Annotated in this window: 20 protein-coding genes and 1 pseudogene; 9 read left to right on the top strand and 12 right to left on the bottom strand. The window is 51.0% G+C overall.

The features are described 5' to 3' along the window. Positions 1-55 precede the first annotated feature (55 nt). From allB to allA, 7 genes are all read right to left on the bottom strand, one after another. Entirely contained in the window at positions 56-1417 is a 1362-nt protein-coding gene (gene allB / locus HEN33_RS18915; RefSeq protein ID WP_088541939.1) for an allantoinase AllB, read from the bottom strand. Between the two features lie 60 nt (positions 1418-1477). Beyond that, a complete protein-coding gene (locus tag HEN33_RS18910; RefSeq protein ID WP_000401151.1) occupies positions 1478-2932 on the bottom strand; it encodes an allantoin transporter in 1455 nt (484 codons plus the stop codon). Positions 2933-3101: 169 nt separating this feature from the next. Beyond that, the gene (gene glxR / locus HEN33_RS18905) at positions 3102-3980 is read right to left on the bottom strand and encodes a 2-hydroxy-3-oxopropionate reductase (RefSeq protein ID WP_039021571.1); all 879 of its coding nucleotides are present in this window, start codon (positions 3978-3980) and stop codon (positions 3102-3104) included. Positions 3981-4079: 99 nt separating this feature from the next. Continuing rightward, positions 4080-4856, bottom strand: a complete 777-nt coding sequence (hyi, locus tag HEN33_RS18900) for a hydroxypyruvate isomerase (protein ID WP_000943561.1) — start codon at positions 4854-4856, stop codon at positions 4080-4082. Between the two features lie 12 nt (positions 4857-4868). After that, entirely contained in the window at positions 4869-6650 is a 1782-nt protein-coding gene (gcl, locus tag HEN33_RS18895; protein WP_176262709.1) for a glyoxylate carboligase, read from the bottom strand. Positions 6651-6739: 89 nt separating this feature from the next. Further along, positions 6740-7555, bottom strand: coding sequence for an HTH-type transcriptional repressor AllR (gene allR, locus HEN33_RS18890; protein WP_000141275.1), 816 nt, complete (start codon positions 7553-7555; stop codon positions 6740-6742). A 77-nt stretch (positions 7556-7632) separates the two neighbouring features. Further along, on the bottom strand, positions 7633-8115 hold the full coding sequence (gene allA / locus HEN33_RS18885; RefSeq protein WP_000776388.1) for an ureidoglycolate lyase: 483 nt from the start codon (positions 8113-8115) through the stop codon (positions 7633-7635). A gap of 228 nt (positions 8116-8343) precedes the next feature. Here allA and allS point away from each other — a divergent pair, with 228 nt between their 5' ends. From allS to dinQ, 3 genes are all read left to right on the top strand, one after another. Then, positions 8344-9270 (top strand): HTH-type transcriptional activator AllS, encoded by a 927-nt coding sequence (allS, locus tag HEN33_RS18880; RefSeq protein ID WP_000460135.1) that lies wholly within the window; start codon positions 8344-8346, stop codon positions 9268-9270. A gap of 68 nt (positions 9271-9338) precedes the next feature. Further along, the gene (mnmH, locus tag HEN33_RS18875; RefSeq protein WP_105277222.1) at positions 9339-10433 is read left to right on the top strand and encodes a tRNA 2-selenouridine(34) synthase MnmH; all 1095 of its coding nucleotides are present in this window, start codon (positions 9339-9341) and stop codon (positions 10431-10433) included. A 339-nt stretch (positions 10434-10772) separates the two neighbouring features. Beyond that, the gene (dinQ, locus tag HEN33_RS27125) at positions 10773-10928 is read left to right on the top strand and encodes a damage-inducible type I toxin DinQ (RefSeq protein WP_001308457.1); all 156 of its coding nucleotides are present in this window, start codon (positions 10773-10775) and stop codon (positions 10926-10928) included. Between the two features lie 217 nt (positions 10929-11145). Here dinQ and ybbP read toward each other — a convergent pair whose 3' ends face one another. Next, positions 11146-13560 carry a putative ABC transporter permease subunit YbbP gene (gene ybbP, locus HEN33_RS18870; RefSeq protein WP_176262708.1) on the bottom strand — a complete coding sequence of 805 codons (2415 nt, stop codon included), beginning with the start codon at positions 13558-13560 and terminating at the stop codon, positions 11146-11148. Then, positions 13557-14243: a putative ABC transporter ATP-binding protein YbbA gene (gene ybbA, locus HEN33_RS18865; protein ID WP_001110573.1), complete on the bottom strand. Its 687-nt coding sequence runs from the start codon at positions 14241-14243 to the stop codon at positions 13557-13559. The genes ybbP and ybbA overlap by 4 nt, the downstream gene beginning before the upstream one ends. Here ybbA and tesA point away from each other — a divergent pair. From tesA to cnoX, 3 genes are read left to right on the top strand one after another with little or no spacing between them, the layout of a single operon-like run. Then, a complete protein-coding gene (gene tesA, locus HEN33_RS18860; RefSeq protein ID WP_001295836.1) occupies positions 14214-14837 on the top strand; it encodes a multifunctional acyl-CoA thioesterase I/protease I/lysophospholipase L1 in 624 nt (207 codons plus the stop codon). The two genes, ybbA and tesA, sit on opposite strands and share 30 nt — an antisense overlap. Further along, positions 14827-15636: an NADP(+)-dependent aldehyde reductase gene (ybbO, locus tag HEN33_RS18855; protein WP_176262707.1), complete on the top strand. Its 810-nt coding sequence runs from the start codon at positions 14827-14829 to the stop codon at positions 15634-15636. Before tesA ends, ybbO begins: the two co-directional genes overlap by 11 nt. Before the next feature lie 60 nt (positions 15637-15696). After that, positions 15697-16551 (top strand): chaperedoxin, encoded by an 855-nt coding sequence (gene cnoX, locus HEN33_RS18850; RefSeq protein WP_024211993.1) that lies wholly within the window; start codon positions 15697-15699, stop codon positions 16549-16551. Positions 16552-16685: 134 nt separating this feature from the next. Here cnoX and fetB read toward each other — a convergent pair whose 3' ends face one another. After that, entirely contained in the window at positions 16686-17465 is a 780-nt protein-coding gene (fetB, locus tag HEN33_RS18845) for an iron efflux ABC transporter permease subunit FetB (protein WP_001353389.1), read from the bottom strand. Then, positions 17452-18129, bottom strand: coding sequence for an iron efflux ABC transporter ATP-binding subunit FetA (gene fetA, locus HEN33_RS18840; RefSeq protein WP_001157551.1), 678 nt, complete (start codon positions 18127-18129; stop codon positions 17452-17454). The genes fetB and fetA overlap by 14 nt, the downstream gene beginning before the upstream one ends. A 145-nt stretch (positions 18130-18274) precedes the next feature. Between fetA and HEN33_RS18835 the strand changes: the two genes are divergently transcribed. Next, a complete protein-coding gene (locus HEN33_RS18835) occupies positions 18275-19192 on the top strand; it encodes an SPFH domain-containing protein (protein WP_105277219.1) in 918 nt (305 codons plus the stop codon). After that, the gene (locus HEN33_RS18830) at positions 19189-19647 is read left to right on the top strand and encodes an NfeD family protein (RefSeq protein WP_071343219.1); all 459 of its coding nucleotides are present in this window, start codon (positions 19189-19191) and stop codon (positions 19645-19647) included. The genes HEN33_RS18835 and HEN33_RS18830 overlap by 4 nt, the downstream gene beginning before the upstream one ends. 102 nt (positions 19648-19749) lie before the next feature. On the opposite strand, the gene HEN33_RS18825 is transcribed toward HEN33_RS18830, so the two are convergent. Then, on the bottom strand, positions 19750-20112 hold the full coding sequence (locus HEN33_RS18825; protein WP_001001644.1) for a hypothetical protein: 363 nt from the start codon (positions 20110-20112) through the stop codon (positions 19750-19752). Positions 20113-20477: 365 nt separating this feature from the next. Between HEN33_RS18825 and HEN33_RS18820 the strand changes: the two are divergent. Then, positions 20478-21218: pseudogene (locus HEN33_RS18820) on the top strand (YadA C-terminal domain-containing protein); the annotation flags it as partial. Positions 21219-21271 lie beyond the last annotated feature (53 nt).

The following is a 21271-nucleotide window of genomic DNA, read 5'->3' as shown; positions in this document are numbered from 1 at the left end:
AACACACCTTAACCGGAGAATGCCCGCCGCAAGGACGGGCATTGCAGGGGCCAGATTACTGCTGATGTTTAAGGATAAATTGACCTTTCGGCGCAACAGGGAAACCCTGTTCGATGTCGTAAATCACATCACCCCGTAAGAGGGTTTTCGTGATACGCGCGCCAATGGTACGGCCAACATACGGGCTGACTTTGTGGCGATATTCCAGATCGTCATTGGTAAGAACATAGCTGCTATTCGGCTGAATGAAGACGAAGTCGGCATCTTTTCCTGGGGCGATCCGGCCTTTTTGCTGCAAACCGAAAATATCTGCTGCGTTAGTCGCCATTAATTTGCCGAACATCGGCAGAGACATACCACGTTTCTGTACTGCTTCATCGAACATCACGTCCATGCAGCTTTGCAGACCGGCGATACCGCCCCATGCTTTCATGATGTTACCGGCTTTCATTTCCGGCGGGCATGGAGAGTGGTCGGAAACCAGGCAGTCGATTTCACCGTTAAACAGTTTTTCCCACATGCCTTTCTGGTTTTCCAGATCGCGGATCGGTGGTGAACACTTCGCCAGAGTACCGATTTCTTCGAACTGATCGGTATCCAGTACAAAGTAATGCGGGCAGGATTCACAGGTAACGTCCTGGCCTTCCTGACGCGCACGAGTCACCTCTTCAACACCTTCCGGACTGCTGATGTGGCAAACGTGCAGACGGCAACCGGCGACTTTCGCCAGGTACAGCACGCGGCGAATCGCTTCCACTTCGGTAAATACCGGACGCGAAGCCACATAGTCATGTGCGGTTACGCGACCTTCACGTTTCGCTTCTTCGCCCAGTTCGTCACAGATCAGCGCGTTTTCGCAGTGCACCAGCACTGGCTGACCCAGTTCGCCCAGCTTCTGTGCGCCTTTGAAAAACTGCCAGTCGTTTACGTCACGGAAGTCGTTGTCGATACCGCGATCGCCACAGGTTGCAACGAAGCATTTGAAGCCGACAACGCCCACTTCATCCAGCTCATGCAGACGGTCGATGTTGTAAGACACCAGGCCACCGAGTTGCGCCGCATCGATAGTCAGCTTGCCTTTAGCGGCATCAAACTTCAGTTCAATCGATGCGCGGTCAACCGTTGCAGGCAGCTGGTTGAGCGGCATTTCGATCATGGTGGTGATACCCCCTTTTGCCGCTGCGCGAGTACCCGTTTCATAACCTTCCCAGTGGCTACGACCCGGTTCAGAAATATGGGTGTGCGCATCAACCATGCCTGGCGAAACCACCAGACCAGACGCATCCATAACTTCTATTGCATCGCCCAGATCCTGACCGATAGCAGCAATTTTTCCGCCTTTAACGGCGATATCTACAACGCGAGCTTCGTTTTCTAAAATAACGGTGCCGTTTTTAATGATTAAATCAAAAGACATAACAAACTCCTTGTAAAATACAGATTGGTTTTTTAACTCAATGTTCAATATCGGGATTAATTAACCTGTGACTTTTTGTTCTCCTGTTTTTTCTGCTGCAGTACGTTTCTTTAATAAGGCGTAGGCCGCAAAGGCGACAATAACGCCGACAAACCATGAAACGCGTGATAAAGGCTCCATGAACGGAATAAATTTACCACCGAGAGATAAAATAACGGCGACCAAAGTTACTGAGAACGCGGTAAGGTTAAAGCCGTTATCGTAATATTTGAAATCCCCTGCTGCGGTATACAGTTCATCAAGATTAATTTGTCCGCGCATCACCACAAAATAATGCGCCATCATCACACCAATTACTGGACCCAGCATTCCGCCGATAATATCGAGGAACAGATAAATGCTGTCCTGATTTTCCATTAATTTCCACGGACAGATCAGCAAACTGATAATACTGGCAATCAGTACGCCGTTTTTATAGGTCAGTTTCGTCGGTGCAATAGCGGCTATCTGATAACCAGCCGGAATAATATTACCGGTGGCGTTAGTGGAGATAGTCGTCATCAGAATAACCAGTACCGCAAAGAACGAGGCAAACAGGCTATCCCAACGCTGAACAATATCCAGCACGTTCCAGGTGTCAGCGCCGTAGTGAATACTGGCTCCGGCAATAATACATACCCCGGCGACCGCAAACAGAATATAGGCCACAACTAAACCCAGCGTTTGCCCCAGCGCCTGCTCACGAAACGAGTGGGCGTTTTGCGTAAAGTCGGATGCGCTCACCGCCGGTGCCGCCCAGACCGCAACTACCGCGTTAATCACCACCAGGAACAGGAAGCCACCGTTTTCTGCTTTCTGAATACCGCTCGGAATGTAGTCAAAGATTGGACCGATCCCGACCAGCGAAATCGCCCAAATCGCCATACCGCCGAAGACAACATAGATACACGGGTTAAGAATGGCGGTGAATTTATTTAAAACTTTGCCACCACCGAAACCGATTCCGACGTTCACCAGCCAGAAGAGTAAGAAAGTGATTAAGCCCGGTAGAGAAAGCCCTAACAGGGTAAAATCACCACCGAGAGTTAAAAATCCCGGCCAGATTTTGCCAATCAGGATCAAGCAGGCCAGCGATCCGGCGTAACATTGCAGGCCAAACCACATAATGGCAGCAATCCCGCCTCTTAATAATCCGGGAAACAGTGCACCACGTACGCCATAAGAAGCACGCAGGATCATGGCAAAAGGCACTCCGTATTTACTGCCCGCAGCACCGTTTAATACCATTACCGCGGCAATGAAAAAGGCGCTGAGGATAATTGCCAGCATAATACTAAAGGTAGACAAGCCGAGAATAAAAAAGCCGCCGACCATCACATAATTGGGAACGTTATGAACCGAACCCATCCATAAGGTAAAATAGTTAAATGTTTTCCAGGTCCGCTGGCTTTGCGTTTTCGGCAATAGATCTTCGCTATAGCCGCGTTGCTGGAATAGTTTTCTCTGATGTTCCATAAATCCCTCTTAATTTCACGTATCGAATAACGTCTTTTTAATCTAGCTATGAGGAACAAATAAAATAAAAATATTATTTTTAATACTGAAGCAACATCTTTGGCTGCTTTCTTTTTTTAATATTGCTGGCCGATTCATTTTCTGATATCGGCCATTTTTATTGCGGGTATCAGGCCAGTTTATGGTTAGCCATTAATTCCAGCGCCTGCACTAACGCAGAGTGATCCAACTGGCTGCCACCGTTTGCCGCACAGGTATTAAATAACTCCTGGCAGGTCGCGGTGTTTGGCAGGTTCAGCGCCAGTGCTTTCGCACTTTGCAGTGCCAGGTTGAGATCTTTCTGGTGCAGCGCAATTTTAAAACCTGGATTAAAGGTGCGTTTAATCATGCGCTCACCGTGAACTTCCAGAATACGTGAGGAAGCAAAGCCGCCCATCAGCGCCTGCCGCACCCGTACCGGATCCGCTCCGGCTTTTGAAGCAAACAGCAGGGCTTCAGAAACCGCTTCAATATTGAGCGCCACGATAATCTGATTTGCCACTTTGCAGGTCTGGCCGTCGCCGTTACCGCCCACGAGGGTGATATTTTTACCGAGCAATTCAAACAGCGGTTTAACACGTTCAAATACCGCTTCGTCGCCGCCAACCATAATCGACAACGTCCCTTCACGCGCGCCGATTTCACCGCCGGAGACGGGCGCATCGAGATAATCGCCGCCCAGTTCATTCACCTGACGAGCGAAACGTTTAGTTTCGATCGGGGAAATGGAGCTCATATCAACAATGGTTTTGCCCTGGAGCGACGTTTTTGCACAACCATTTTCACCAAACAGAACTTCTTCAACCTGTGGCGTATCCGGCACCATAATAAAAATGATGTCCGATGCTTCCGTTACCTGGCGCGCAGTTTCAACACTGACGGCACCCAGTGACAGTAATTCATCAACAACCGGACCAATGGTTGTGACATGCAGTTGATGACCGGCACGCGCCAGATTAATGGCCATCGGTGTACCCATAATGCCTAAGCCAATAAATCCCAGTTTCATAATTAACCTCTATTAAATTTCGCTTTTCCTGAATTCAGACAACACGATCCCCTGCCAACTTAGCGGCCTAAAAAAGCATTGCCTGAACAGCGTTACGTTTTAACGGTACGGATCCATCCAGTGTAAACCGGCTTCCGTGGTGGTTTGGGGTTTATATTCACACCCAACCCAACCGTTGTAGTCAGAATTTTCAATTACCGTAAAGAGATACTCATAATTAATTTCTCCGGTTCCCGGTTCGCCGCGATGCGGATTATCGGCAATTTGCAGGTGGCCAATTTTATCGGCCCATTGAGTCATAGTGTTGGTTAATTCACCTTCCATCCGCTGCATATGATAAATGTCATACTGAATTTTCAAATTGCAGCAACCAACATCATCAATCAATTTCAGCGCCTGTTGAGTTCCGGTGAGATAGAAACCAGGAATATCAAAATGGTTAATAGGTTCAATCAGTAATAAAATATCTTCTTTCATCAGCATATTCGCGGCATAACGCAGGTTTTCTACAAGCGTTGCGTGAATCTGTTCACTGCTGAAACCAGCCGGCGTTTTACCGACCAGACAGTTGATTTTTTTATTACCCAGCGCACGAGCATAACGAATCGCTGCTGCTACGCCATCCCGAAACTCTTCTTCACGGCCAGGAATACAAGCAATACCCCGCTCGCCCGCGGCCCAGTCACCCGCCGGTAAATTGTGCAGAGTATGTTCGAGTTTATTACTCGCCAGCACCTGTTTTAATTCTTCAATGTCGTAGTCATAAGGGAACATAAATTCAACGCCGCGAAAACCACACTGCGCAGCTTTCTCAAAACGGGCGAGAAAATCATATTCACCAAATAACATCGATAAATTAGCAGAGAAACGTAACATTATTTATCTCCCTCATTCATAGTGCATGAAGCAGGTTTCAGTCGGTGCGTCCGCTGCGTTATCGGCGATATCTTCAAATTCCATGACGTTATCCAGTTCGCTGCCCATCGAAATATTGGTCACACGCTCGAGAATAACTTCCACGACTACCGGTACCCGATATTGCGCCATTAAGGCTTTCGCCTGTTCAAAGGCCGGTGCAATATCTTCCGGTTTGAAGACACGAATCGCTTTACAACCTAAACCTTCCGCTACTTTTACGTGGTCGACGCCGTAACCGTTCACTTCGCTGGAGTTAATATTTTCGAATGCGAGCTGTACGCAGTAATCCATATCAAAGGCGCGTTGCGACTGACGAATCAGGCCGAGATAGGCGTTATTCACCAGCACATGGATGTACGGAATGTTGAACTGCGCGCCAACGGCTAACTCTTCAATCAGGAACTGGAAGTCGAAGTCACCGGAAATCGCCACCACATTGCGCTCTGGATCAGCGGCACAAACCCCCAGCGCCGCCGGAATCGTCCAGCCCAGCGGGCCTGCCTGCCCACAGTTGATCCAGTGGCGGTCTTTAAAGACATGCAGCATTTGTGCCGCAGCGATTTGTGACAGACCAATGGTGGTGACATAACAAACATCGCGACCAAAGGCTTTGTTCATCTCTTCATACACGCGCTGCGGTTTCACCGGCACATTGTCGAAGTGGGTTTTGCGCAGCAAAGTGCGTTTGCGCTGCTGGCAGTCGGCGACCCATTCTTTACGACACGGCAGACGACCCGCTTTTTGCATCTCCTGCGCCACTTCAACCAGCATTGTCAGCGCCGCTTTAGCATCAGAGACAATGCCGAGATCCGGACACAGCACGCGACCAATTTGCGTCGGCTCAATATCGATATGAACGATTTTGCGCCCTTCGGTGTATTTCTCTACCGAACCGGTATGACGATTGGCGAAACGGTTACCGATACCAAACACCAGGTCGGACGCCAGCAGCGTTGCGTTACCGTAACGATGCGCGGTTTGCAGACCCACCATCCCGGCCATCAGTTCATGATCGTCCGGGATACAGCCCCAGCCCATCAGCGTTGGGATCACCGGAACGCTGGTCAGTTCAGCGAACTGTTGTAACAGTGCAGCTGCGTCAGCATTGATGACCCCGCCCCCGGCAACAATCACCGGACGTTCAGCCTGGATTAACATTTCGACCGCTTTTTCAATCTGCATACGGCTGGCAGCAGGTTTATAGACCGGCAGCGGTTCGTACATGTCAGGATCAAACTCGATTTCCGCCACCTGAACGTCGAACGGTAAATCCACCAGTACCGGACCCGGACGACCAGAACGCATCAGGTGAAATGCCTGTTGCAGCACGCGAGGCACCAGCGCCGCTTCACGAACTGTAACCGCCATTTTGCTGACCGGTTTAGCAATTGCTTCAATATCTACGGCCTGAAAATCTTCTTTATGCAGACGAGCACGCGGTGCCTGACCAGTGATGCACAAAATAGGAATGGAATCAGCAGAAGCGGAATAGAGCGCGGTGATCATGTCCGTGCCCGCTGGACCGGAAGTCCCCAGACATACGCCGATATTCCCTGCCGTTGCGCGGGTATAACCTTCCGCCATGTGCGAAGCACCTTCCACATGACGCGCCAGAATGTGACGAATACCGCCGTGCTTACGCATCGCTGAGTAGAACGGATTGATTGCAGCTCCCGGAACGCCGAAGGCGGTGGTAATACCTTCTTTCTCCAGCACATACATTGCCGCGTCAACGGCTCTCATTTTTGCCATTTTATTCCTACCTCTATTAATTGGAAAAATTTTCCAACTTTCAAATTTTGTCAAAAAAACCCGCTCCGCAGAGCGGGATGCGACAGACACTATGGATGTGCTTTCAGTCCCAACGCCGTGCTGATATCGCGGGCGGTGTCTCTGACCAGCTCACCCTGACTGACAAAACGATCTTCTGTCAGTCTTGATGAAGGCCCGGAGATGGAGATAGCGGCAACAACGCTACCTACATCATCGTAAATTGCTGAAGCTATGCAATTCAGACCTACAACATGCTCTTCTTTATCTACGGTATAGCCCAGTTCACGCGCTTGTTCCAGGTCCTTCAGCAAGGTGGGCATATCCACAAGCGTAGTTGGCGTAAACTGCTGCAAACCGGTTTGCAGAATGATGCTCATCAACTCCTCTTCCGCCAGCGGATAAAGCAGCGCCTTGCCCGCACCGGAAGCATGCAGCGGCAGACGACTGCCCAGTGGCGCACACATCCTGACCATCGATTTACACTCTAACTGACCAATTAATACTGCTTCATTGCCGTTACGGATCGCGACATTGACCGTTTCGCCGGAAAGTAACATCAGGCGGCGCATAAACGGCCCGGCGACGGAGAGGACATCGCGGTTATGGATGTACGCCGCACCGACGTTAAAGACACCTAATCCTATATGCCACCAGCCTAACTGACTGTCCTGATAGACAAAATCCGCTGCCTGTAAAACCTTCAGCAAGCGAAAGGTCGTGGAGAGCGGCAAATCCAGATTGAGAGAAATATCGCTAACCGACGAACTTCCCCCACTTTTTTCCAGATATTGCAGAATCGCAATTCCCCGCTCTAACGCCTGTGCGCCCTTCTGTGCCACAGGCTCCGCCTGTCCTGGCCTGCCGCGCCGTCTAACTTCCGTCATACCTACGTTAACTCCGACCTACAAGTGAGCATAAACAATGAACAATTAATTTATCTTATGCAAGTCGGTTGCAGGCGTCACGCAAAACAGAGTTCCTGTTCAGGAATACTTTCAACATCACAGTTGTCACTGCCGCCGCGATCGATGGTCAGAAAATCGGTGACGCGCTGCCAGGCAAAAAGTGGGTGATGCCAGACGTTACGATGGTAATTCACTCCCTGTTCGCCGTTGGTAATAAACGCCCGCAGGGTTGACAGGTCTGGTTTGTCGTCACCTAACGCCACGACCACCACAAACACTTCCCCTTTCATCGGAATAAAGGCCTGAGTGCCCAGCGGATGACGTTCGAGTTCGTGAATGGTCAGCGGCAGATTGGCCGGTTGCGCGCGGTTAATGCTGATAAGCGTACGGTCTTGCTCAAGAATCTCAACCAGCGCCAAATCGTGGTAACGCTCCACCAGGCCATTGTTAATATGGAAAAAATCCCGTTGCTGCGTTTCTATTACGTCGCCATAAGCACTGAAGGCTTCCTGACTTAACGGTAATACCTGAAGTTTCATCTTTTTGTCCTTGTAACATAATTCCGTTCAACCACCGCCGACCGGACAATGTGGTTCAATAACAGGCAATCTAAAACCTTAAGAGAACAACATCAACACAAAAGTTGGAATATTTTTCCAAAACTAGATTTAGTCCACAAATTGAACAGGGTTATCATGTAAAAATACTGATAAATCAGAGGATAAGAAAATCACGCAACTTGCGGATTTAAAAGGGGATACCTGAAGATGTTCGATCCAGAAACCTTGCGGACTTTCATTGCGGTTGCTGAAACAGGAAGTTTTTCAAAAGCGGCAGAACGATTGTGTAAAACCACGGCGACGATCAGTTATCGCATTAAACTTCTGGAAGAGAATACCGGAGTGGCGCTGTTTTTCCGCACGACTCGCAGCGTGACGTTGACAGCGGCTGGCGAGCATCTACTTTCTCAGGCCAGAGACTGGCTGAGCTGGCTGGAAAGTATGCCCAGCGAGCTGCAACAGGTGAATGATGGCGTGGAACGCCAGGTGAATATTGTCATCAACAACCTGCTCTACAACCCCCAGGCCGTCGCCCAGCTGCTGGCGTGGCTGAATGAACGTTACCCCTTTACCCAGTTTCACATCTCCCGACAAATCTATATGGGCGTCTGGGACTCGCTATTGTACGAAGGTTTTTCACTGGCTATCGGCGTCACGGGAACCGAGGCGCTGGCAAATACCTTTAGTCTTGATCCCTTAGGATCGGTGCAATGGCGCTTTGTCATGGCGGCGGATCATCCGCTGGCGAAAGTTGAAGAGCCACTCACAGAAGCGCAGTTACGGCGCTTTCCGGCGGTTAATATTGAAGACAGCGCCCGCACCTTAACCAAGCGCGTCGCCTGGCGTTTGCCGGGGCAAAAAGAGATTATTGTTCCCGATATGGAAACGAAAATCGCCGCCCATCTGGCGGGCGTTGGCATTGGTTTTTTGCCAAAATCACTTTGCCAGTCAATGATCGATAATCAACAACTGGTCAGCCGGGTAATCCCAACGATGCGCCCTCCTTCGCCATTGAGTCTGGCATGGCGCAAATTTGGCAGTGGCAAAGCGGTAGAAGATATTGTGACCTTGTTTACCCAGCGCAGGCCGGAAATCAGCGGATTTTTAGAAATTTTCGGCAACCCACGCAGTTAAAAATCAAGTTTCCTTGCGCGTTGGCGCGTAAAATAGCGTGCAAGCTGATTTGAGGTTCACTTTTAACTATGCAAGAGAGACACACGGAACAGGACTATCGTGCCCTGCTGATTGCTGATACGCCCATTATTGATGTTCGCGCCCCCATCGAGTTTGAGCAAGGCGCAATGCCCGCCGCTATCAACCTGCCGTTAATGAATAACGATGAACGCGCCGCCGTTGGCACCTGCTATAAACAGCAAGGGTCAGACGCGGCGCTGGCGCTGGGTCATAAACTGGTGGCGGGTGAAATTCGTCAGCAGCGCATGGACGCCTGGCGGGCAGCGTGCCTGCAAAATCCGCAAGGTATTCTCTGCTGCGCCCGAGGCGGTCAACGTTCACATATTGTGCAACGCTGGCTGCATGAAGCGGGGATTGATTATCCGCTGGTGGAAGGCGGTTATAAGGCACTGCGCCAGACGGCGATTCAGGCGACTATTGAACTGGCACAAAAACCGATAGTGCTGATTGGCGGTTGTACCGGCAGCGGTAAAACGCTGTTAGTGCAACAACAGCCGAACGGTGTTGATCTGGAAGGGCTGGCGCGTCATCGCGGTTCGGCGTTTGGTCGCACGTTGCAACCGCAACTTAGCCAGGCGAGTTTTGAAAATCTGCTGGCTGCCGAAATGCTAAAAACCGACGCCCGTCAGGAGCTACGGCTGTGGGTGCTGGAAGATGAAAGCCGGATGATCGGTTCGAATCACCTGCCGGAATGCCTGCGCGAGCGAATGACTCAGGCGGCGATTACGGTGGTAGAAGATCCGTTTGAGATCCGTCTTGAACGCCTGAACGAAGAGTATTTCTTGCGTATGCATCATGATTTTACCCATGCGTACGGCGACGAACAGGGCTGGCAGGAGTATTGCGAATACCTGCATCACGGACTTTCGGCGATTAAGCGTCGGCTGGGGTTACAGCGATATAACGAACTGGCTGCAAGGCTGGATGCTGCGCTGACAACGCAACTCACCACCGGCAGCACCGACGGTCATCTGGCCTGGCTGGTGCCGTTACTTGAAGAATATTACGACCCGATGTATCGCTATCAGCTTGAGAAAAAGGCGGAAAAAGTTGTCTTTCGCGGTGAGTGGGCGGAAGTGGCGGAATGGGTTAAGGCGCAGTGATGGGCGGTATTCTGAAACGGCGATTGTCGTGAGAACAGAATGGTTGCACCAGAATACAGATATAAAAAAACCGACATGACAGTCGGTTTTTTTATTTTTTCCGCCCAAGACTTGGTGGTTCCGGGCAGAAATGAAACAGTCCTCATCTAGCAAGTGAATTATAAGTCAGGATGCCTACATATTCAAACAGCTATGTTGGCGATACAATCCCGACGCTAGTAGTGATACTGCCTCAAGGGATTACCGCAGTGCGGAAAAGTACTTTTAAGTCCTGGTCAGGATACAGGTGGTGCTGATTCTGGTGCTCTAATTTGGAGAGAGGCAGTCCTCATCTAGCACATGAAGAAAATCATAGTTACAGGCAACGTAAGGGTAAGCTGTGATTGTCTTTCTCCCTTAAGGGAGCAACGGATGAAAACTTTTCTCGATAAAGTTCTCATCGTTCTTAAGGCGCTAATCGCGCTGCTGGAACTGATCCGTCAGTTTATTGAATAACTGAGGAAACGTAGCTAAGGCCGAAGGTTTACCACCTTCGGCCTTTAAAAAAACCGACATGACAGTTGGTTTCAGATTTATTGCCAAAATGCACACTGTTCATGCCGGATGCGGCGTAAACGCCTTATCCGGCCTACACAATCTTGCAAAATCAATATATTGCACGCTCTTCGTAGGTCTGATAAGCGTAGCGCATCAGGCAATCTAACGCCTGTCATCACCCCGCAAACTGCCTGAACAGCGCCTTACCCTTAACCAGTCGCGCGCCCAGCCAGCCGCCGAAAAGTGACAGCAGCAGCGCACCGCTACACGGCAACACAATCCACAATCGCCAGTCTGGCTCCCACGGGAAATCAAACACTTTTGATTGCAGTACCGCCAGTGCCGTTTCCGCACCAATTGCGGCCACCAGGCCGGAGACAAACCCGAGCATGGCGAACTCACACCACAATGTCGTGCGCAGCAGTTTTTTGCCCGCACCGAGAGTGCGCCACACCACCAGTTCCTGATGGCGCTGACGCATTCCCACCTGCACCTGTGCCAGCAACAGCAACATACCGCAGGCGGTGACCAGCACCACCATCACTTCCAGCGCCCGGCTTACCTGCTCCAGCACCTGACCGACCTGTTTTAAAATCGCGCCAATGTCTAACAGGCTAATGGTCGGGAACTGGCGGTTGAGTTGCGTCAACATGCCGTTGCCATTCTCCCAGCGGAAACTGGTAAGCCAGCTCTGCGGTTGCCCGTCTAATGCCCCTTCCGGGAAAATAAAATAGAAATTAGGCCGCAGACTTTCCCAGTCCACTTTGCGCAGGCTGGTCACTTTAGCGCGGAACTCCTGGGTATCGCCCATAAAGGTGACGGTATCGCCGAGGGTAACATTTAAGCGTTTCGCCAGCCCCTCTTCCATCGATACTTCATCGGCTTTTGGCGGCCAGTTACCAGCGACAATCGGATTATGATCGGGCCGCGTATTTTGCCAGGTGAGATTGAGTTCGCGGTTGAGCGCCTCATCTTCATTGCCTTCTGTCGGCTTGCCGTTAATCGCCGTCAGCCGCGCCCGCACCACCGGATAAAACGATTCCGGGACTATTTGATGTTTCGCGAGGAACGCTTTTAGCGGCGTAACCTGTTCTGTGGCGATGTTGATTAAAAAGTAGTTCGGGCTTTCTGGCGGTAGCTGCTGTTGCCAGCGGTCGAGCAGATCGCCACGCAACACCAGCAGCAGTGCCAGCAGCATAAAGGAGAGCGAAAATGCCGAAAGCTGGCTTAACGTTGACCACGGCTGACGTAACAGGCGGCTAACCGCCAGGCGCAGAGGTAGCGATTTCAGCGTCATGCGGCGAAGTACATTCAGCAGCATCCAGCCCAGGACACCGCACAGCAAAGCCAGTACTACCGCGCCCGCCAGCACCGCCCAGAGCAGCATACTGCCGCCCATCAGTCCGGCGAGCAGTAGCACAACCACCACACTGACAATCGGCAGATAAAACTTGAGCGGCCAGACGTTCGCTACCACATCATTTCGTAATACCCGTAAAGGCTGCGTTGCCAGCAACAGTCGGTATGGTCGCAACCCTACCAGCAGCGAGATGACGGTCATGGTGCCGAGCGCCCACAGCCACGGCCAGAGGCTGGCAGGCGGTAGTGCGGCTGGCAGCACGGGTTTGAGCAGTACCATCAACACGTTTTCGAACAACAGACCTATAGCCCCGCCGGTAACGGCTGAAAGTACCAGCACCATCAACCACTGACCGACAATTAACTTACGCAATTGCGCTCGCCCTGCTCCCAGCGTTTTGAGGATCGCCACCAAGTCGTAGCGACTGCGACAGTAATGATTCATCGCCACCGCGACCGCCGCCACCGCCAGCAGCAAGGTCAGAAGCGCCGAAAGCAGCAGGAACTGTTGCGAGCGTTCCATTGAGCGCCCCAGCGCGCCTTCGTCCTGTTCCAGACCGTACCAGCGTTGTTCGGGTTTAAGCTGAGGTAACAACCATTTCTCATAGCCGTCGAGCTGGTTCTCGCTGCCGCCGAATTTATAGCGCCAGGTGACCCGACTCCCCGGCTGCACGGCTCCGGTTTTATCGACATCCGCCAGATTCATCATCAGACGCGGAGCCATCTGGAAGGGGTTAAAACCGGAATCCGGTTCCTGAATCACTTCTCCGGCAATCCGCAAGGTGGCATCGCCCACGTCAATGGTGTCGCCCGTTTTCAGGTTAAGCAGTGCCATCAGGCGTGGGGCCAGCAATACGCTGCCCGCCTGCGGTTTCAGGCCAGGGGGATTGGTTTGCAGATCGCCATACATCGGGTAGATATCATCCACCGCTTTGACGTTCGCCAGCTGCGGTGTGTCGCCTGCAAATGTCATGGTGGCGAAAGTCAGCTGCTTGCCGACTTTCAGGCCGCGCTTTTGCGCTTCCTCCAGCCACGCTTGCGGCACTTCGCGTGAACTGCGCAACGCCCGATCGCCCGCCATAAACTCACGACTTTGCTGGCTTAAGCCCTTCTCCATGCGATCGCTGATATTGCCCAGCGCCAGCACGCAGGCCACCGCCAGGCTAAGCGCCAGCCAGACAATTAATAGCGACGGCGAGCGCCATTCGCGCCAGAACCAACGTGCAATCATGCTTCCTCCTGCAACTGCCCGTTAACCAGTCGTAAGCAGCGATCGCAGCGTGCCGCCAGTTGCAGGTCGTGAGTCACCATAATCAACGTGGTGCCATGCTCACGGTTGAGGGAAAACAGCAGGTCGGCAATTTTATCGCCCGTCTGGCGGTCAAGGTTACCGGTGGGTTCGTCGGCAAACAGCACATCAGGCCGACCATTAAAAGCTCGCGCCAGCGCCACTCGTTGCTGTTCGCCGCCGGAAAGCTGTGCCGGAAGATGATCAAGACGTTTACCCAGCCCTAACTGTTCGAGCAACGCTTTCGCCCCATTACGACTTTCCGCGCTACTCTCACCACGCAGCAGCGCCGGAAGCTCGACGTTTTCCAGCGCGTTAAGGGTAGGAATTAACATAAATGACTGAAAAACAAAGCCTACGTGCTTCGCGCGCAACTTTGCCCGCGCTTCTTCGTCCATATTATGTAGAGGTTGTCCCACCAGACTCACTTCGCCACTGCTGCCGTCATCCAGCCCGGCGAGGATCGCCAGCAAGGTTGACTTACCCGATCCCGACTCGCCCACCAGCGCGATGGTCTCGCCACGTTTGACAACCAGCTCAACTCCGGTGAGGATGGAGAGTTCATGCTCCCCCTGACCGACGGACTTCTTAAGATGATGAACTTCAACAATGTTTTCCGCTGGCATTTGCCCTTCCTGTTCCTGGTCCTGTTAACCTTCCGTGCCGCCGCAGCGGACACGTTATTGATTCTGGGTGATAGCCTGAGCGCCGGGTATCGAATGTCTGCCAGCGCGGCCTGGCCTGCCTTGTTGAATGATAAGTGGCAGAGTAAAACGTCGGTAGTCAATGCCAGCATCAGCGGCGACACCTCGCAACAAGGGCTGGCGCGCCTTCCGGCTCTGCTGAAACAGCATCAGCCGCGCTGGGTGCTGGTTGAACTGGGCGGCAATGACGGTTTGCGTGGTTTTCAGCCACAACAAACCGAGCAAACGCTGCGCCAGATTTTGCAGGATGTCAAAGCCGCCAACGCTGAACCATTGTTAATGCAAATACGTCTGCCTGCAAACTATGGTCGCCGTTATAATGAAGCCTTTAGCGCCATTTACCCCAAACTCGCCAAAGAGTTTGATGTTCCGCTGCTGCCCTTTTTTATGGAAGAGGTCTACCTCAAGCCACAATGGATGCAGGATGACGGTATTCATCCCAACCGCGACGCCCAGCCGTTTATTGCCGACTGGATGGCGAAGCAGTTGCAGCCTTTAGTAAATCATGACTCATAAAGCAACGGAGATCCTGACAGGTAAAGTTATGCAAAAATCGGTCTTAATTACCGGATGTTCCAGTGGTATTGGCCTGGAAAGCGCGCTCGAATTAAAACGCCAGGGTTTTCATGTGCTGGCAGGTTGCCGGAAACAGGATGATGTTGAGCGCATGAACAGCATGGGATTTACCGGCGTGTTGATCGATCTGGATTCGCCAGAAAGTGTTGATCGCGCAGCCGACGAAGTGATCGCCCTGACCGATAATTGTCTGTATGGGATCTTTAACAATGCCGGATTCGGCATGTATGGCCCCCTTTCCACCATCAGCCGTACGCAGATGGAACAGCAGTTTTCCGCCAACTTTTTCGGCGCACACCAGCTCACCATGCGCCTGTTACCGGCTATGTTGCCGCACGGTGAAGGGCGTATTGTAATGACCTCATCGGTGATGGGATTAATCTCCACGCCGGGTCGCGGCGCTTACGCGGCCAGTAAATATGCGCTGGAGGCGTGGTCAGACGCGCTGCGCATGGAGCTGCGCCACAGCGGAATTAAAGTCAGCCTGATTGAACCCGGTCCCATTCGTACTCGCTTCACCGACAACGTCAACCAGACGCAAAGTGATAAACCAGTCGAAAATCCCGGCATCGCCGCTCGCTTTACGTTGGGGCCGGAAGCAGTGGTCGACAAAGTACGCCATGCTTTTATTAGCGAGAAGCCGAAGATGCGCTATCCGGTAACGCTGGTGACCTGGGCAGTAATGGTGCTTAAGCGCCTGCTGCCGGGGCGCGTGATGGACAAAATATTGCAGGGGTGAGTTGAAGCGCGCGCTTAAGCCCCCATGTCAAAGAAAATATCGACAACAGAGAGCGACTCCATGTCCGTAGAAAATATTGTCAACATTAACGAATCTAACCTGCAACAGGTTCTTGAACAGTCGATGACCACTCCGGTGCTGTTCTATTTTTGGTCTGAACGTAGCCAGCACTGTTTGCAGTTAACCCCAATTCTGGAAAGCCTCGCGGCGCAGTACAACGGGCAATTTATTCTGGCGAAGCTGGACTGCGACGCGGAGCAAATGATTGCCGCGCAGTTTGGTCTGCGCGCGATCCCGACCGTGTATCTGTTCCAGAACGGGCAACCGGTAGACGGATTCCAGGGGCCACAACCGGAAGAAGCGATCCGCGCCCTGCTGGATAAAGTGCTGCCGCGCGAAGAAGAACTGAAAGCGCAGCAGGCGATGCAACTGATGCAGGAAGGCAATTACACCGACGCCCTGCCATTGCTGAAAGACGCCTGGCAGCTGTCAAGTCAGAACGGGGAGATCGGCCTGCTGCTGGCAGAAACGCTGATTGCGCTGAACCGTTCTGAAGATGCAGAAGCCGTGCTGAAAACCATTCCTTTGCAGGATCAGGACACCCGCTACCAGGGGCTGGTGGCGCAAATTGAACTGCTGAAGCAGGCGGCTGATACGCCGGAAATTCAACAGTTGCAACAGCAGGTGGCAGAGAATCCAGAAGATGCCGCCCTGGCGACGCAACTGGCACTGCAACTGCATCAGGTTGGGCGTAATGAAGAGGCGCTGGAGTTGCTGTTTGGGCATCTGCGTAAAGATCTCACCGCCGCAGACGGTCAGACGCGTAAAACGTTCCAGGAGATCCTCGCTGCGCTGGGTACGGGTGATGCGCTGGCGTCGAAGTATCGCCGCCAGCTGTATGCGTTGTTGTATTGATTTTCCGTTGAAATGCGATGTGCTGGTTTGTAGGCCTGATAAGACGCGCCAGCGTCGCATCAGGCATCCGCGCATAGCCGCCGGATGCGGCGTGAACGCCTTATCCGGCCTACCAAACCGTGCTAATTCAATATTTATTTCTTCGTCAATTGCGTCACCACCAACTGGTGGCGCGAATTATAAAACTTACGATAGGTTAAATAGCAGGCAATAATGGTCGACAAGCTGGCGGTGGAAAGCAGCATAAAAGTCACCATAATCTGATATTTAATCGCCTTCACCGGATCAATCCCGGCAAATATCAGCCCGGACATCATTCCCGGTAAACTCACTAAGCCAACCGTTTTTGCTGAATCCACCGTCGGAATTAAAGCCGCGCGAATACTGTCGCGAATCAATATCGCTGAAGCCTGTTTCGGCGTCGCGCCAAGACTCAGTTTCTCCTGAATCTGTTGTTGTTCGCTAATCACCCGTTGCCCTAAATTGTTGTAACACAGCCCTACCGCCACCATCGCGTTACCGGCAATCATCCCGGCAATAGGAATCACCTGCATCGGGATAAACTCAATCGACCCAGAGAGGATCAGTACCGCCAGGGTAATTCCCGCTCCGACCGTAATGGCAATAAACGATGAGATAAAAGCTTTAGCAATATATTTACTGCGTTTTTGCGCATTCCACGCCGCATTAAAGCAGATAAATAACACCATCAATAATGTCAGGCTGGCATCATCCACGCTGAAAATATACTTCAGCACATAGCCGACAATAATCAGCTGAATTATCGCGCGTCCAACGCTCCAGAGAATATCTTTCTCCAGCGCCAGTTTTTCTTTATGGCTAATTAAGATTGCCACCACCACCAGCATTAATGCCAGTGCTAATGATTCGTTAGTAATATTATGCGAGTTCATAGCGTGCTTCCTGCATTTCTCCGGCATGCGGTTGCAGTGTAATCACTTTATCCGCATGATTAATTTCGTCTTTATCGTGTGTCACCCACAGCACGGCAATATTTTGCTCGCGCACATAACGGTGGATCATCTCATTAACGTTATGTTTATTACTTTCATCCAGTGCACTGGTGATTTCATCCAGCAATAATACCTTTGGCATAAATTGCAGGTTACGAATCAATGAGATACGTTGTTTTTCACCACCAGATAGCTCGGCGATATTCTTTGTCAAAATGCTGTCCGGCAAAGCGAAGCGTTCGAGAAAATCGAGAAAAATGGCTGGGTCAGGCTGCTGGTTACGGATCTGCCAGGGAAAGATCAGATTATCGTATACCGTATCGCCAAACAGCGTCGGCGTCTGGGCGCAGTAAGATACTTGCTGGCGGTAGATTTCTGGCTTGAGTGTACTGACATCCTCACCTTCAAACAGCAACGTTCCGCTGGTTGGGCTGATTAATGAAGCAACAATTTTCAGCAGCGTACTTTTGCCACAACCGGAAGGGCCGGTAATTAACTTAAATTCGCCAGCACGTAGCGAAAAATTGATGTTATTAAGAATCTTCGTATCACCCGCCAGATATCCTACGTTTTGTAGCTGAAGCAAAGGACTATTTTCCTGCATCGCTGTTCCCTTTTTCTGATTTTTACTAAAAACAGTTTATCCTTCGCAGGAATAAGGGGGAACTCTCTTTCAGTAATCAGGTATAATTTGTTTAATCAAGCAGCAATTTTGCTGATTATGGACGGTACAACAGGAGGTTTTTCCGATGCTTATCTTTATCCCGATTCTCATTTTTGTCGCGCTGGTCATTGTCGGCGCGGGCGTTAAAATCGTGCCGCAGGGCTTTCAATGGACAGTAGAACGTTTTGGTCGCTATACCAAAACGTTACAGCCAGGGCTAAGTCTGGTGGTGCCGTTTATGGATCGCATTGGTCGCAAGATCAATATGATGGAGCAAGTGCTCGATATCCCTTCCCAGGAAGTTATCTCGAAAGATAACGCCAACGTTACCATCGACGCCGTGTGCTTTATTCAGGTGATTGATGCCCCGCGCGCGGCTTATGAAGTCAGCAATCTGGAGCTGGCGATCATCAACCTGACCATGACTAACATCCGTACCGTACTGGGTTCAATGGAACTTGACGAAATGCTCTCCCAGCGCGATAGCATCAACTCACGTTTGCTACGTATTGTCGATGAGGCTACCAACCCGTGGGGGATTAAAGTCACCCGTATTGAAATTCGCGACGTGCGCCCACCGGCAGAGCTTATCTCTTCGATGAACGCGCAGATGAAAGCGGAACGTACCAAACGCGCTTACATCCTTGAAGCGGAAGGGATCCGTCAGGCGGAAATCCTCAAAGCCGAAGGTGAAAAACAGTCGCAAATCCTGAAAGCGGAAGGTGAGCGTCAGTCGGCATTTTTGCAAGCTGAAGCGCGTGAACGTTCCGCCGAAGCAGAAGCCCGCGCCACCAAAATGGTATCTGAAGCCATTGCCTCCGGTGATATTCAGGCGGTGAACTACTTCGTCGCACAGAAATACACCGAAGCGTTACAGCAGATCGGTTCATCCAGTAACAGCAAAGTAGTGATGATGCCATTAGAGGCCAGCAGCCTGATGGGGTCGATTGCCGGGATTGCCGAGCTGGTGAAAGACAGCGCCAACAAACGGACTCAGCCATGATGGAGTTAATGGTCGTTCATCCACATATTTTCTGGCTCAGTCTCGGCGGGTTGCTGCTGGCTGCCGAAATGCTGGGCGGCAATGGTTATCTGTTGTGGAGCGGCGTGGCAGCGGTGATTACCGGCCTGGTGGTCTGGTTGCTGCCGCTGGGCTGGGAGTGGCAAGGGGTGATGTTTGCCATCCTGACGCTGCTCGCCGCCTGGCTGTGGTGGAAATGGTTGTCGCGACGGGTTCGCGAACAAAAGCACAGCGACAGTCATCTTAACCAGCGCGGGCAGCAGCTGATTGGCCGACGTTTTGTGCTGGAATCACCGCTGGTCAATGGGCGCGGTCATATGCGCGTCGGTGACAGTTCATGGCCTGTCAGCGCCAGCGAGGATCTCGGCGCAGGTACGCATGTTGAGGTGATTGCGATAGAAGGGATAACGCTGATTATCCGTGCGGTCATCGCCTGATGCGACGCTGGCGCGTCTTATCATGCCTACAAAACTGCACTCAACCGTAGGCCGGATAAGGCGTTTACGCCGCATCCGGCATATAGCCGAGTAGAGGCAAAATTACTCTTCCCGGCCTTTACCCATACTTTTTTGGTCTTCATCCGGATAATGTTTTTTTAGATATTCCAGGACGTTTTTATTGACCTTGTGTTGCGTATACACCCACCCTTTCCAGTAATCAGGCTGGTCCAGATAAACTTCTGGCGGAATGGTGAAATCAGAAAGCGTTAACCATTCGGCTAACAGATCGGGGTTTCGTTTCTGGATCAACTGCAACAGCATAATCAGCGACATGGCAGAGGCAGGAGCCGTACTATCGCCGCTTAAATACTTCCACACTGTCGACCGGTTCGAACGAAAAAGGATCGGTAGCAATGCCCGGTCCAGATTCATTTCATTAAAAATCTTCTCAAATTCATTCATTTAAATTTTCCTGCCTGGCGTAAACCTCTTAAAAATTGAGATTTATCAAAGAAACGCATTTTAGCACACATCAGGAACCGCTTCACGTTTAGTCCAGAAACAGAATTTATTTCGCTTATCAAAACAAGTCTTTACTCTTTTTTACATTAAAAGAGCACGAAATGATTTCCTTTTTTATTTATATAAGAAACCATTTTGTTTCTTATTGATAGTGTTTACGCTTACACCAGACAAAAATGCGCTTTACATCACACAAATGGCGGCGTAGATTTCGATTAAATTGCAACGTAGTTTATTTCTTAAAACAATATTATTTGTTTCTTATAGAAACATTAATGCGACTTATTTTGAACAAGAGAAAATGAATGAAAACTGTAAACGTAGCTTTACTGGCACTCATAATTTCAGCAACATCCAGCCCTGTTGTTTTAGCTGGTGATACCATTGAAGCGGCGGCAACAGAGCTTTCAGCCATTAACTCTGGCATGTCGCAATCGGAGATTGAGCAGAAGATTACCCGCTTTTTAGAACGCACCGACAACAGCCCCGCTGCGTATACCTATTTGACTGAACATCACTACATCCCTTCTGAAACACCTGATACCACTCAGACTCCCACTGTCCAGACAGATCCTGACGCAGGACAAAAAACCGTTGCCGCTACAGGTGATGCACAGACACCTGCCCGTTATCAGAGCATGATCAACGCCCGACAGTCTGCGGTAACTGATGCCCAGCAAACGCAAATTACAGAGCAACAGGCGCAGATCGTAGCCACACAAAAAACGCTCGCCGCGACTGGATATACGCAAAATACTGCGCATTATCAGGAGATGATTAATGCCAGACTGGCGGCTCAAAATGAGGCTAATCAGCGCACTACCACGGAACAAGGGCAGAAAATGAATGCACTGACAACCGATGTGGCAGCACAACAGCAAAAAGAAAGGGTTCAATACGATAAACAAATGCAAAGTCTGGCGCAGAAGTCTGTCCAGGCATATGAGCAAATTGAAAGTCTGAGACAAGATTCCGCACAAACGCAGCAACAGTTAACCAACACGCAAAAACGGGTCGCAGATAACAGCCAACAAATTAACACGCTCTGAACCGCCCCGGGAATCCTGGAGACTAAACTCCCTGAGAAAGAGGTAAACAG

The sequence above is a fragment of the Escherichia sp. 94.0001 genome, from assembly GCF_013369155.2.
Lineage (GTDB): Bacteria > Pseudomonadota > Gammaproteobacteria > Enterobacterales > Enterobacteriaceae > Escherichia > Escherichia coli_F.
Note: the sequence above shows the minus strand (reverse complement) of the source record. Positions and strands in the feature narration are given on the sequence as shown.

Coding starts and splice junctions, on each gene's coding strand:
- allB (WP_088541939.1), bottom strand. CDS start 1,417: ATGTCTTTTGATTTAATCATTAAAAACGGCACCGTTATTTTAGAAAAC.
- HEN33_RS18910 (WP_000401151.1), bottom strand. CDS start 2,932: ATGGAACATCAGAGAAAACTATTCCAGCAACGCGGCTATAGCGAAGAT.
- glxR (WP_039021571.1), bottom strand. CDS start 3,980: ATGAAACTGGGATTTATTGGCTTAGGCATTATGGGTACACCGATGGCC.
- hyi (WP_000943561.1), bottom strand. CDS start 4,856: ATGTTACGTTTCTCTGCTAATTTATCGATGTTATTTGGTGAATATGAT.
- gcl (WP_176262709.1), bottom strand. CDS start 6,650: ATGGCAAAAATGAGAGCCGTTGACGCGGCAATGTATGTGCTGGAGAAA.
- allR (WP_000141275.1), bottom strand. CDS start 7,555: ATGACGGAAGTTAGACGGCGCGGCAGGCCAGGACAGGCGGAGCCTGTG.
- allA (WP_000776388.1), bottom strand. CDS start 8,115: ATGAAACTTCAGGTATTACCGTTAAGTCAGGAAGCCTTCAGTGCTTAT.
- allS (WP_000460135.1), top strand. CDS start 8,344: ATGTTCGATCCAGAAACCTTGCGGACTTTCATTGCGGTTGCTGAAACA.
- mnmH (WP_105277222.1), top strand. CDS start 9,339: ATGCAAGAGAGACACACGGAACAGGACTATCGTGCCCTGCTGATTGCT.
- dinQ (WP_001308457.1), top strand. CDS start 10,773: ATGAAGAAAATCATAGTTACAGGCAACGTAAGGGTAAGCTGTGATTGT.
- ybbP (WP_176262708.1), bottom strand. CDS start 13,560: ATGATTGCACGTTGGTTCTGGCGCGAATGGCGCTCGCCGTCGCTATTA.
- tesA (WP_001295836.1), top strand. CDS start 14,214: ATGAACTTCAACAATGTTTTCCGCTGGCATTTGCCCTTCCTGTTCCTG.
- ybbA (WP_001110573.1), bottom strand. CDS start 14,243: ATGCCAGCGGAAAACATTGTTGAAGTTCATCATCTTAAGAAGTCCGTC.
- ybbO (WP_176262707.1), top strand. CDS start 14,827: ATGACTCATAAAGCAACGGAGATCCTGACAGGTAAAGTTATGCAAAAA.
- cnoX (WP_024211993.1), top strand. CDS start 15,697: ATGTCCGTAGAAAATATTGTCAACATTAACGAATCTAACCTGCAACAG.
- fetB (WP_001353389.1), bottom strand. CDS start 17,465: ATGAACTCGCATAATATTACTAACGAATCATTAGCACTGGCATTAATG.
- fetA (WP_001157551.1), bottom strand. CDS start 18,129: ATGCAGGAAAATAGTCCTTTGCTTCAGCTACAAAACGTAGGATATCTG.
- HEN33_RS18835 (WP_105277219.1), top strand. CDS start 18,275: ATGCTTATCTTTATCCCGATTCTCATTTTTGTCGCGCTGGTCATTGTC.
- HEN33_RS18830 (WP_071343219.1), top strand. CDS start 19,189: ATGATGGAGTTAATGGTCGTTCATCCACATATTTTCTGGCTCAGTCTC.
- HEN33_RS18825 (WP_001001644.1), bottom strand. CDS start 20,112: ATGAATGAATTTGAGAAGATTTTTAATGAAATGAATCTGGACCGGGCA.